Here is a 12,424-nt window from a genome sequence, read left to right as displayed (position 1 = left end):
CTGCTGGCATCTTTATTCACGTTATCAGTCGCATCTTGAAAAACTTCTACTCGCTACTCCATCGCCACTCTACTTTGTTGATGTTCGAAGTGGAGAGATCTTATATGCCAATCGCCAAGCTATGCAGCTGCTTGGTATTCGCCAAATTGGCGTTAACTTTCGATTCCCTACCGTTGAAAGCGAGAATAGCTTTCGTCATTACTTAACCAATCACATCAACTCTCGATCATTTGAGCAGGTCTCCCTGTGGGCGCTGTCTGAATTTGAGTCCTTTAAGATCAATTTGGTTGGTCGCAGGATCCGTTTTAGAAGCAAGAAAGCGTGGATGATTCACGCATCACCGTATAAAAATACGGATGAAGAGGTGTCCCAAGAAGTTCGTGAGCTTAATGTCGCGCGTACCGCTTTGGATTCTTTATCTGAGCTGATCTATGTAAAAGATCAAAAGGGTGAGTTGGTGACGAGTAATCGCTCGTTTAAAAAGTTTTGGCATGGTCGCTCAGAAGAGGGCACTTTGAGTGTTTCTGGCGGGGCTTTAAAAGGTCGAGTCAGTGAACGTTCGTGGACAACGGATCAAGACGGTAAGGGTTGTTTGCTTGAAACTTACCAAAGTGTCTTGCTCTCGCAAGATGGATCAACCATAGGCACGCTCTCAATTAGCCATGATGTGACCGATTGGCACGACATGCAGCAAAAGCTGCGCGGCGAAATGGAAAAGCGAAAAGATACTGAAGTCGCGCTTGCCCAACGTGACACCATCCTCCAAAACATCTTGGAAGCGAGCCCTGACTCGATTGGTATCTTCAACGAAAATATGGTTTACCAAGCATGTAATAAGCCATTTGTGGCTGCGCTGGGTATCTCTGAAGTGAGTGATTTAGTCGGCAAGCGTCTGCAAGATGTGGTGCCTAATAGTATGTATATGCGTATTTCAGACACCGATCACCAAGTGCTTCATCAAGGTAAGTCATTACGCTATATCGATAAGGTCGTCTCTAGTGATGGCGAATACACTTGGTATGATGTGGTGAAATCACCGTTTAGGGATCTGGCATCAAGCACTAATGGTGTGTTGATCATGGCGCGTGATATTACAGAACGTTACCTTGCGGAGCAGAAACTTGAAGAAGCCAACCTTGAGCTTGAGCGTCTTAGCTTTATGGACAGCCTGACTCAGGTTTCCAACCGCCGTCGTTTTGATGAACAGCTTTCGACGCTGTGGCATTATCATGTGCGTGAGAAATTACCACTGACGATTATGCTGTGTGACATCGATTTCTTTAAAGGTTACAACGATTTTTACGGACATCAACAAGGTGATGATGCTCTGATCCAAGTCTCTCAGGCATTTAAGCAGGTGCTGAACCGTTCATCGGATTGTGTGGCTCGTTACGGTGGTGAAGAGTTCGGCTTTATTCTACCGAATACCACGGCTGAGGGTGCTCAGCTGGTGGCACAGCGTATCCATGATGGGATCCTTAAATTGGAACTGGCGCATGAGAAATCGAATGTCTCTGAATTCATCACGGTGAGTATTGGTATTATCTCTTACATTCCGACACCTGATGATGAAATGGATTCGGCGGTTGCCTTGGCTGACAGTGCGTTGTATCAAGCTAAATCCGACGGTCGAAACCGTTCGATGGTGCACCCTTCCTCAATTCGATAAGCGCATTTATCTCTTGCTGCCCCTCTATTTATCCCACTTATCTGTTTTAAACAATATAACTGTAGCTCTCTTGCTGCGTGTGATGTAGCTAGCTTACCTCCTCTCTTTAAACAGGGTAGAATATTGCTAGTCTTATCGCATGGAGCGTTAAATGAAACCCATGAAAAATCTCGCTCAGTATTACGTGGATCTACTCGTAAAGCTGGGGATTGTCCGCTTTTCTATCTTACTCGCCTTAGCGCTTGTAGCCCTCGCAGTTGTTGTGCAAGTGGGTATTACCCTCGCACTCAAAGGTAATGTTGATGATATCGACATTGTCCGTTCGGTTTTCTTCGGTTTAGTGATCACGCCTTGGGCGGTTTATTTCCTATCAGTGGTCGTAGACCAGCTGGAAGAGTCTCGTCAAAGGTTGGCGAAATTGGTCTCTAAGCTTGGTGACATGCGAGAGCGAGATCAAGAGCTCAACAATAAACTGCAACTCAATATCGAGAAGCTTAATCAAGAAATTGAAGAGCGTGAAAAAGCGGAAGAAGCGCGTGCAGAAGCAATGCACGATCTCGAAAATGAGGTGTTCCAGCGTGAGCGAACTCAGCTTGAACTCGCAGAGCGTACAGCACTGCTACGCTCGTTTATCGATGCCTCTCCTGATCTTATTTACTATCGCAATGAAGATGGTGTGTTCTCTGGTTGTAACCGTGCAGTTGAAGAGCTTACTGGCAAGACAGAAAAAGATCTCGTTGGCTTAACGCCTTGGGATGTTTATAGCAAAGAGATCGCTCAACAAGTTGTTGAAACTGACAAGAAAGTATTTGCTGACAACCAAGCACTGACTTATGACCAATGGTTGGAATACCCTGATGGTCGTAAGAGCTACTTCGAACTGCGTAAGGTGCCTTTCTACAGTAAAGAAGGTCGTCACTTGGGCTTGGTCGGTTTTGGCCGTGATATTACTGAGCGTAAAGAGCACCAAGAGTCACTGGAGAAAGCCAGTCGTGATAAGACCACCTTTATCTCAACCATTAGCCACGAGTTAAGAACGCCGCTCAATGGCATCATCGGCTTGAGTCGTATGTTGTTGGATAGCCAACTGACGACCGAGCAGCGCAAGCAGATGCAAACCATCAAGGTGAGCGCGGTGACATTGGGTAATATCTTTAACGATATTATCGATATGGACAAATTTGATCGTCGTAAACTTGAGTTATTCCCAACTCCGCTCAACTTTGAAGATTTCGTTGTCGAAATCGAGAGTATTTCTGCGTTAATGGCAGAGCAAAAAGGGTTAAGGTTTGATCTTGAAAGGTTATCGGATCTTCCTGCTGCGGTCGAAGTGGATGGTACTCGTCTTAGACAGGTGTTGTGGAACCTTGTTAGTAATGCCATGAAGTTCACCAAAGATGGTGGTGTGGTGATGACAGTCAGCGCTGAAATTGATGGCGACTTTGCCAACATCACCATGGAAGTAGAAGACACCGGGATTGGTATTCCTGAAAGTGAAATCGAGAAGATCTTCGCGATGTACTACCAGGTGAAGTCGGGAACAGATAATCTACACGCTGTCGGTACTGGTATTGGTCTTGCCGTGTCTCAACAGTTGATCAATATGATGGATGGCCACATTGAAGTCACCAGTGAAGAGGGCTTTGGTAGTACCTTTACGGTTTCGATTCGAGTGCCTGTTAATCACGATACTCAGGCTCTGATCAAAACGCCAAGAAAGCAGTCCAATCTTAAGATCTTCATGGTCGAAGATATTGAGCTTAATATCACAGTAGCTCGCTCTCTACTTGAAAGCCTTGGTCATGAAGTGACAGTCGTAATGACGGGTAAAGAGGCGCAAATCGTTTTCAACCCGAAAGATTATGACTTGGTCTTACTGGATATCCAGTTACCAGATATGACGGGCTTCGATATTGCTCAATACTACCGCGAGAAATACAGCAAGCTGCCGCCTTTGGTGGCATTAACCGCGAACGTATTAAACAACAAGCAAGAGTACTTCCAGAAAGGCATGGACGAAGCGATCAGTAAACCACTGTCGGTTCGTGCAATCCAGGATGTCATCAGCGATCTTATCGAGGATGCGCCAGAGGCTATTGAGAAAGTTAAGGGTATTGATACAGCCAAGGGTATTGATACTGCAAAGGATGTTGAAAAAGTAACCGGTATTGAGAAAGTAACAGGTGCTGAAAAAGTAACAGCGAGTAAGCCTGCTCTTTCAACGATTGATACCACTTTGCTTGATATTGATATGCTAGAGTCTTATGTTGACATTGTCGGGTCGAAACCGGTTTTGGACAGCATCGTGATGTTTGAAGACATGATGCCGGAATATATGGAAATATTGAATTCCAACATGGTGGCGAAAGATCAAGACAGCATCGTTTCTGAAGCGCATAAGATTAAAGGTGCGGCAGGTTCAATTGGCCTGAAGCGCATACAGCAAGTTGCTCAGAAAGCTCAATCTCCAGATATGCCTGCGTGGTGGGAGAACATTTCAGATTGGGTTGATGAAATAAATAACGAATACCAGAATGACATTGAAGTCTTAAAGAGTTGGTTAAATCAAAGGTAGAAGAATAATGAAAAAATTAGCATTCGCCGCATGTGTCGTGGCATTAGCGGGTTGTTCTGCACCACAAGTAGAATGGCAGCAAGATAACCAAGTAGAAGTATCTGCAGCGACAGTCACAATGAAAAGCAACCTGTGGCACAACAAGATGCCTACGATTGGAGAGGCTCAAGATAAGACTCTGCACGGTTCTATCTACCTAGAGTCTGACTCACAACTACCAGCAACGCTTGCGGTTGAGAGTGTGACGGTTAAACAGGGTGCGGATACCTTGTTGGTAACAGCTGACGATCTTGATTTAAGAACACACAGTGAAACTCAGTGGGAAGTCGCGTTTGTATGGCAGTTAGAGATCGATAGTGACAAGCCTGTTGATGTTGCGATTGAACTCAAAGACGGCGAAACCGTGAAGTGGCTGGTTGAGAAAGACGTTAAGGTTGATACGGTTTACTAAAACCTTAGCGATCAATGAACAATAAAAAAGGGAGAATGCGTTGGCATTCTCCCTTTTTAATCACTATTGATTACGCTTCGACTGTTAGAAGTACTATTGGTTTATAAGTACTATCAGTTTATAAGCACTAACGGTTTAGAAGTGATATTGGTTTATAAGTACTATCAGTTTATAAGCACTAACGGTTTAGAAGTGATATCGGTTTAGAACAGCTAACCGATGACAAGAACTAAACGGCCCGAAGCGCGAATCGAATTAGTCTTCTAGGTCACCACAAAAGCGGTAGCCTTCACCGTGAATCGTTGCGATGATTTCTGGCGTACCAGAAACAGACTCAAAGTGTTTACGAATACGACGGATTGTTACGTCTACAGTACGATCGTGTGGCTTAAGCTCACGGCCAGTCATCTTCTTAAGAAGGTCTGCACGTGTTTGGATCTTACCTGGGTTCTCACAGAAGTGAAGTAGAGCACGGAACTCTGAACGAGGTAGCTTGTAGCCTTCGCCATCTGGGCTAACCAGAGAGCGACTGTTGATGTCTAGTACCCAACCATTGAACTCGTACTTCTCAACGCTACGCTTTTCTTCTTGAACAGAGCTTGTGCTCATTGAACGGTTAAGAAGGTTGCGTGCACGGATAGTCAGTTCACGAGGGTTGAAAGGCTTAGTGATGTAGTCATCAGCGCCGATCTCTAGGCCAAGGATCTTATCAACTTCATTATCACGACCCGTTAAGAACATAAGCGCTACATTTGCTTGCTCACGTAGTTCACGCGCAAGTAGTAGGCCATTCTTACCAGGAAGGTTGATGTCCATAATTACAAGGTTAACTTGGTTGTCAGATAGCACTTGGTGCATCTCTTCACCGTCGCTAGCCTCAAAAACAGCATATCCCTCTGCTTCAAAAATACTCTTTAGAGTGTTACGAGTTACTTGCTCATCTTCAACGATAAGAATCTGCGGGGTTTGCATTTGGCGGTACCTAAATTTGTGACGAAACTGTGCTAATAGAATAAATTCTAGGCAAAAACATAACATACAGGTAATGTATTTTTGATGATAACTTAAAGTTTTCAAAAAAACACTTACTTCCAGCTATCTGCCTTCCTTGAAGTATTGCCCAATAACGTAGATCCAGTACGCCTTTCAATCATTCTGTTAGTGATTGCAGTGGATTCTATAATGTTAACAGCATGCTAACAACGCGAGAATGTTAATTCCATTCACTTTGTTGATTTACATCAATTGCCGTATCGCAACAAACTTTAATAGTATGGCTACAACTTAACCAATGTTATGGTGATTATTTAGCAGCAAAACTAGAATGATTATTCGAGATAGTTCTCACATCTCGCTTGCTAAAGACCAGATTTTGAACCAAGGAAGCTGAAAGCTGTCCTTAGAGTCTAGTAGATAAATATGCGCAATCAACTCTAATTCAATATTAAATTGAGCATAGAACAATGAAAACAAAGGATTAATTCTAACAACATATAAAAGCATAGAGGCACACCCGCATTAGACGGCAACGCCTTACTCACGGAGGATATATGCACGATATAACACCTGATTTGTGTGACGAGTTTGAAAGCAAAGTCACCTTACTGAACATGCCATTGCAGAACTTCGGCCAACGTGGTGCGTTCTGGGGAAAAATTGTAACAGTTCGTTGTTATCACGATAATTCCAAGGTTCGTGAGGTTTTAGAGACCGATGGCTGCGGTAAAGTACTCGTTGTAGACGGTAATGGCTCGTGTCAGAAAGCACTGCTTGGTGATCAATTGGCGATTCTAGCTATAGAAAACGGTTGGGAAGGCGTCATTGTGAATGGTGCGGTTCGAGATGTGGCGATGATGGCGCAAATGGATCTTGGTATTCAAGCGCTTGGGGCATCACCATTTAAAACCGAGAAGCACGGTGTTGGGCAAGTTAATGTCACGCTCACGGTACACAATCAACTGATTCAGCCTGGTGACTATATATATGCTGATTGGAATGGTGTGTTAATTTCAACGGAATTGTTGATTGAATCTTAACGGGCTTAACAATCAAGAAGTGAGATAGATTAGAAACGAAATCCTAATCCCACTTCAACACCTTGCTGCCACTCTTCATAATCAAGGGTGGCATGCAAATCTAGATTGTCGGTCAGTTGTACTCGGCTTGAAACCTCAGCGGCGACCGACTTTTCACTGTCCTCGGTTTCATCTTTATAAGTGTGCAGAGAACTGTTGAAAGAGACTCTCTCTGAGAATTGATAGCTGACACCACTCAAGAATCCACTCTCATATTTTAGTGAATCACTATTAATACGTGTACCGACATAAAGATCTACATCGGCAAACAGACTGTAAGAATAGCCACTATCGACTTTCCAAGTGTCAAAGCTTTCACTTGATGCATTTTGTGTGGAGATAAAAAACTTATGGGCAGAACGATCGATTTGACTGGGTAGCAAAGGCAAATTGTTTAACAGAGGTAAGCTGTTCGCTGAACAAACAACAGGCATAGCAAAGGCTAAAAGAATAAGTAATCTCTTCACTTCCCACTCCTGATGTCATTATTATTGTTCTTCGAACGTTATCGTTCAATTAAAGCACAAGATCTGTACGTTCGCTGTACAATCGATATAGCATTTTGTTATGGCTATATATGCAATTGGTTAACTTTGTTGTTCTGATATCAAACCCAACCTTTGAATTGTAGGCTTATAGCCGCCGTTTTATCTCTGAAATGGCGGTTTGCTCTGAAAAATGGTGTGAATGTAAAAAAAACGCAACTTTTCATTGACGTGTAGTAGTAAAAATTGATACACGTAGAGTAAAGCACAAGCAGAGAATTTGATATGCAGCACGTAAGCCACCTAGTAATGACCACCACCATTATTATTACCGACATTCACATTGTTGGGGCAGGCTGCTAAGTAACGGATTTTAAAAAAAAGGCCTGTATCCAACAAGATACAGGCCTTTTTTTGTACCATTTTTATGACTTATGGAGAAAGGGATGCGCGTTTTAAAGTTTGGAGGTTCATCATTAGCTGATGCAGATCGTTTTTTACGAGCAGCAGATATCATCGCTAATAATGCCCAGCAAGAAGAGCTAGCCGTTGTACTATCGGCTCCAGGAAAAACAACCAATAAGCTGGTTGCTGTTATTGAAGCAGCACTAAAAAATGGTGAAGCAGACGTACAGATCACCGAGATCGAATCATCATTCGCAGCATTGTTTGCAGAGATTCAAGCTGTATTGCCGTCAGTCGATGGCTCTGCATTTCAAGAGCAGGTCGATACCTCTCTTGCTCAACTTAAGCAGTTCGTGAATGGTATTAACCTACTGGGTATGTGCCCAAATCACGTAAATGCTCGCATCATCAGTAAAGGTGAGCGAATTTCAATCCAGTTGATGAAAGCGGTACTTGAAGCGAAAGGCCAGCCAGCAAGCCTGATTGACCCAGTTCAATACCTATACGCTAAAGGTGACCACCTTGAAGCGATGGTCGATGTGGATGTTTCAACTCAGAACTTCCGTCAATCACCGCTTCCACAAGGTCACGTGAACATCATGCCGGGCTTTACGGCTGGTAATGAAAAAGGTGAGTTAGTAACGCTTGGTCGCAATGGCTCTGATTATTCAGCAGCGGTTCTAGCGGCATGTCTACGCGCTGATTGTTGTGAGATCTGGACAGATGTCGATGGTGTTTACAACTGTGACCCGCGTTTAGTGGATGATGCTCGTCTTCTTAAATCGCTAAGCTATCAAGAAGCGATGGAGCTTTCTTACTTCGGCGCTTCGGTTCTACATCCGAAGACTATCGCTCCTATCGCGCAATTCCATATTCCTTGCCTAATCAAAAACAGCTTCAACCCACAGGGTGCAGGCACTTTGATCGGCCAAGACACTGGCGAAGACAACCTAGCAATCAAAGGCATCACTACGCTAAGTGACCTAACGATGGTTAACGTATCAGGCCCAGGTATGAAGGGCATGGTAGGCATGGCGAGTCGTGTATTCGGCGCGATGTCTTCTGCCGGCGTTTCTATCGTCCTTATTACTCAATCTTCTTCAGAGTACAGCATCAGCTTCTGTATTGAATCTGCTGATAAAGTGAAAGCGAAGCAAGTGCTATCAGATGCGTTTGAACTTGAGCTGAAAGATGGCCTATTAGAGCCTGTTGAGTTCATGGACGATGTCGCGATTGTTACGCTAGTGGGTGACGGTATGCGCACTTCACGTGGCGTGGCGTCTCAGTTCTTCTCTTCTTTAGCTGAAGTGAACGTCAACATCGTTGCTATTGCGCAAGGTTCTTCTGAGCGTGCGATCTCTGCGGTTATTCCTGAAGACAAAATCTCTGAAGCGATCAAAGCGTGTCACGAGAACCTATTTAACTCTAAGCACTTCCTTGACGTATTCGTTGTTGGTGTTGGTGGTGTTGGTGGTGAGCTTGTTGACCAGATCCAACGTCAACAAGGCAAACTGGCTGAAAAAGGCATCGTGATTCGCGTATGTGGTTTAGCAAACAGCAAAGGCTTGTTGCTAGATAGCGATGGTCTACCGCTAGAACAGTGGCGTGATCGCATGTCGAGCGCGACAGAAGAGTTTAGCTTAGCGCGCTTAAATGCACTTGTTCAACGTAACCACATTATCAATCCAGTATTGGTTGACTGTACGTCTAGCGAAGGCATTGCGGCGCAATACGCTGATTTCCTAGCGGCTGGTTTCCACGTGGTAACACCAAATAAGAAAGCAAATACAGCGAGCATGGCTTACTACCATCAACTTCGTGAAGTTGCACGTAACTCACGTCGTAAGTTGATGTACGAGACAACAGTAGGCGCAGGTCTACCGGTCATCGAAAACCTACAGAACTTAATTTCTGCGGGTGATGAGCTTGAGAAGTTCAACGGCATTCTTTCTGGTTCACTGTCGTACATCTTCGGTAAGCTTGATGAAGGTATGACACTGAGCCAAGCAACCAATATTGCAAAAGATAACGGCTTTACTGAACCGGATCCTCGTGATGATCTGTCTGGTATGGACGTTGCGCGTAAGCTGCTTATTCTTGCTCGTGAAGCGGGTATGGCACTTGAGCTTGAAGATGTTGAAGTTGACCAAGCATTGCCACCGGGTTTTGATGATTCAGGCACGGTTGAAGAGTTTATGGCTCGCTTGCCAGAAGCGGATGCTTACTTCCAAGAACAGTCAGCGATCGCAGCAAAAGAAGGCAAAGTACTTCGTTATGTTGGTGAAATCGCCGATGGTAAGTGTAAAGTTCGTATCGCAGCTGTTGATGGCGACGACCCAATGTTCAAGATTAAAGATGGCGAGAACGCATTAGCATTCTACAGCCGTTACTACCAACCGATCCCTCTAGTATTGCGTGGTTACGGTGCGGGTACTGAAGTTACAGCAGCAGGCGTATTCTCTGATGTGATGCGTACTCTTGGTTGGAAATTAGGAGTTTAGGAATGAGTTCAAGTGATATGGATGTTGTTGTTTATGCGCCTGCATCAATCGGCAATGTCAGTGTAGGGTTTGATGTGCTGGGGGCAGCTGTGTCTCCAGTGGATGGCACGCTGCTCGGTGACCGAGTTATGGTTAAAGCAGGTGATGAATCATTCTCACTAAAAACAGCAGGCAGTTTTGTTTCTAAGCTGCCAACTGAAACCAAAGAAAACATTGTCTACGACTGCTGGGTTGTGTTCTCTCGAGAGCTTGATAAAAAAGGCGTTGCGGTTAAGCCTTTGGAAATGACACTAGAAAAGAACATGCCTATTGGTTCTGGTTTAGGTTCAAGTGCCTGTTCAATTGTCGCGGCACTGGACGCTTTAAACCGTTTTCATGGTCAGCCACTGAATGAAACTGAATTGCTTGCTCTGATGGGTGAAATGGAAGGTAAAATTTCAGGCGGTATCCACTACGATAACGTTGCACCCTGTTACCTTGGTGGTGTGCAATTAATGCTGGAAGAGCTAGGTATCATTAGTCAAGAAGTACCGTGTTTTGATGACTGGTACTGGGTAATGGCGTATCCGGGCATTAAGGTTTCAACGGCCGAAGCGCGAGAGATTCTACCTTCTCAATATCGTCGCCAGGATGTCATTGCTCATGGTCGCCATTTAGCGGGTTTCATCCATGCTTGCCACTCTGGTCAGCCAGAGCTAGCCGCTAAGATGATCAAAGACGTGATTGCTGAACCATATCGTGAGAAACTGCTTCCAGGGTTTGCTGATGCGCGTAAATACGCAACCTCAGCTGGAGCGCTTGCTACTGGGATCTCCGGTAGTGGCCCAACTCTATTTAGCATTTGCAAAGAACAAGATGTCGCCGAGCGTGTTGCACGCTGGTTAGAACAAAATTATGTACAAAACGAAGAAGGATTCGTCCACGTTTGTCGCTTAGATAAGCAAGGTTCGATCGTTACAGGAAGTGAGTTATGAAGCTGTACAACATCAAAGAAAATGACGAGCAAGTCTCTTTTGGCCAAGCTGTTCGTCAAGGTCTAGGCCGTAATCAAGGTCTATTTTTCCCATCTGAACTACCAAAGTTTGATGACATCGATGCGCTGCTAGCAGAGGACTTTGTCCCTCGTAGTTCAAAGATTCTCTCTGCTTTAATCGGCGATGAGCTACCAAAAGAACAGGTTGCTCAATTGGTAGATGCGGCGTTCCAGTTCCCTGCACCTATCAAGCAAGTAAAAGATGGTGTTTACGCACTTGAGCTTTTCCACGGCCCAACACTCGCGTTTAAAGATTTTGGTGGCCGCTTTATGGCTCAATCTTTAGCCGCGGTTTCAGATGGTGGTCAAATCACTATTTTAACGGCAACATCAGGTGATACTGGTGCGGCGGTTGCGCACGCTTTCTACGGTATGGAAGACATCAATGTTGTGATCCTTTACCCGAAAGGCAAGATCAGCCCACTGCAAGAGAAGCTGTTTTGTACGCTAGGTAAGAACATCCATACTGTGGCGATCGATGGCGACTTTGATGCGTGTCAGGCGCTAGTGAAAGATGCATTTGACGATGCTGAGCTGCGTAAAGAGATCGGTCTTAACTCGGCAAACTCTATCAACATCAGCCGTTTAATGGCTCAGATCTGTTACTACTTTGAGGCGGCTTCTCAGCTGACTAAAGAGCAACGTGAGAACCTTGTTATCTCAGTACCAAGTGGTAACTTTGGTAACCTTACAGCAGGTCTACTCGCTAAAGCTTTAGGCCTACCTGTGAAGCGTTTCATTGCTGCAACCAACGAAAATGATACGGTTCCTCGTTACCTAGAAACAGGTCAATGGGATCCAAAGCCAACGGTAGCAACAACGTCAAACGCGATGGACGTAAGCCAACCAAACAACTGGCCACGTATCGAAGAGCTTTGCCAACTGAAAGGTTGGGGACTGGATACTTTGGGTAAAGGTAAAGTATCTGACGAGCAGAGTGCTGAATCAGTACGTGACCTAAAAGCACAGGGTTACCTATGTGAGCCTCATGGTGCGATTGCTTACCGTCTATTGGAAGAGCAACTGCAAGAGAACGAAACTGGTCTGTTCTTGTGTACTGCACACCCAGCGAAATTCAAAGAAGTGGTTGATGATATTTTAGGTACGGATATTGAACTGCCAGGCCCGCTAGCAAAACACGCGGCGATGGAGTTGTTATCTGAAGATCTTGATAATGATTTTGAAGCGCTAAAAGTAGTGCTTCGTCGAGTTCAACCGTAACGTACATCT

Annotated in this window: 10 protein-coding genes and 1 other annotated feature; of the genes, 7 read left to right on the top strand and 3 right to left on the bottom strand. The window is 44.7% G+C overall.

Going from position 1 to position 12,424, the window contains the following annotated elements:
- The 3 genes from AACR09_RS22240 to AACR09_RS22230 all read left to right on the top strand — a co-directional run.
- Positions 1–1,669 (top strand): sensor domain-containing diguanylate cyclase (locus AACR09_RS22240; protein WP_228010830.1); only part of this gene is annotated, 1,669 nt, incomplete at its 5' end.
- 151 nt (positions 1,670–1,820) lie between these two features.
- Positions 1,821–4,244 carry an aerobic respiration two-component sensor histidine kinase ArcB gene (gene arcB / locus AACR09_RS22235; protein ID WP_121603599.1) on the top strand — a complete coding sequence of 808 codons (2,424 nt, stop codon included), beginning with the start codon at positions 1,821–1,823 and terminating at the stop codon, positions 4,242–4,244.
- 7 nt (positions 4,245–4,251) lie between these two features.
- Positions 4,252–4,695 carry a hypothetical protein gene (locus AACR09_RS22230; protein WP_102539743.1) on the top strand — a complete coding sequence of 148 codons (444 nt, stop codon included), beginning with the start codon at positions 4,252–4,254 and terminating at the stop codon, positions 4,693–4,695.
- 255 nt (positions 4,696–4,950) lie between these two features.
- Here AACR09_RS22230 and arcA read toward each other — a convergent pair whose 3' ends face one another.
- Together arcA and AACR09_RS22220 are read right to left on the bottom strand one after the other, a co-directional pair.
- A complete protein-coding gene (arcA, locus tag AACR09_RS22225) occupies positions 4,951–5,667 on the bottom strand; it encodes a two-component system response regulator ArcA (RefSeq protein WP_004741534.1) in 717 nt (238 codons plus the stop codon).
- A 372-nt stretch (positions 5,668–6,039) separates the two neighbouring features.
- On the bottom strand, positions 6,040–6,198 hold the full coding sequence (locus AACR09_RS22220; RefSeq protein ID WP_004734992.1) for a hypothetical protein: 159 nt from the start codon (positions 6,196–6,198) through the stop codon (positions 6,040–6,042).
- Between the two features lie 47 nt (positions 6,199–6,245).
- Here AACR09_RS22220 and AACR09_RS22215 point away from each other — a divergent pair, with 47 nt between their 5' ends.
- Positions 6,246–6,731, top strand: coding sequence for a putative 4-hydroxy-4-methyl-2-oxoglutarate aldolase (locus tag AACR09_RS22215; RefSeq protein WP_017084784.1), 486 nt, complete (start codon positions 6,246–6,248; stop codon positions 6,729–6,731).
- Between the two features lie 29 nt (positions 6,732–6,760).
- Here the strand turns inward: AACR09_RS22215 and AACR09_RS22210 are convergent, their stop codons facing one another.
- Complete coding sequence (locus AACR09_RS22210) at positions 6,761–7,237, bottom strand: DUF7840 domain-containing protein (RefSeq protein ID WP_017077706.1); 477 nt, start codon at positions 7,235–7,237, stop codon at positions 6,761–6,763.
- Between the two features lie 316 nt (positions 7,238–7,553).
- Positions 7,554–7,672: a sequence feature (Thr leader region), on the top strand.
- A 29-nt stretch (positions 7,673–7,701) separates the two neighbouring features.
- Here AACR09_RS22210 and thrA point away from each other — a divergent pair.
- The 3 genes from thrA to thrC are packed head-to-tail and all read left to right on the top strand — an operon-like array spanning position 7,702 to position 12,415.
- Positions 7,702–10,161 (top strand): bifunctional aspartate kinase/homoserine dehydrogenase I, encoded by a 2,460-nt coding sequence (thrA, locus tag AACR09_RS22205; RefSeq protein ID WP_017077707.1) that lies wholly within the window; start codon positions 7,702–7,704, stop codon positions 10,159–10,161.
- A 17-nt stretch (positions 10,162–10,178) separates the two neighbouring features.
- Complete coding sequence (gene thrB, locus AACR09_RS22200) at positions 10,179–11,135, top strand: homoserine kinase (protein WP_004734996.1); 957 nt, start codon at positions 10,179–10,181, stop codon at positions 11,133–11,135.
- Complete coding sequence (gene thrC / locus AACR09_RS22195) at positions 11,132–12,415, top strand: threonine synthase (RefSeq protein ID WP_004734997.1); 1,284 nt, start codon at positions 11,132–11,134, stop codon at positions 12,413–12,415. The genes thrB and thrC overlap by 4 nt, the downstream gene beginning before the upstream one ends.
- The last annotated feature ends 9 nt before the right edge of the window (positions 12,416–12,424 follow it).

The organism is Vibrio sp. OPT20 (assembly GCF_963889365.1).
In the GTDB taxonomy this organism is placed as follows: Bacteria; Pseudomonadota; Gammaproteobacteria; order Enterobacterales; family Vibrionaceae; genus Vibrio; species Vibrio splendidus.
The sequence above is the reverse complement of the archived record's forward strand: the minus strand, read 5'-3'. Positions and strand labels throughout refer to the sequence as shown.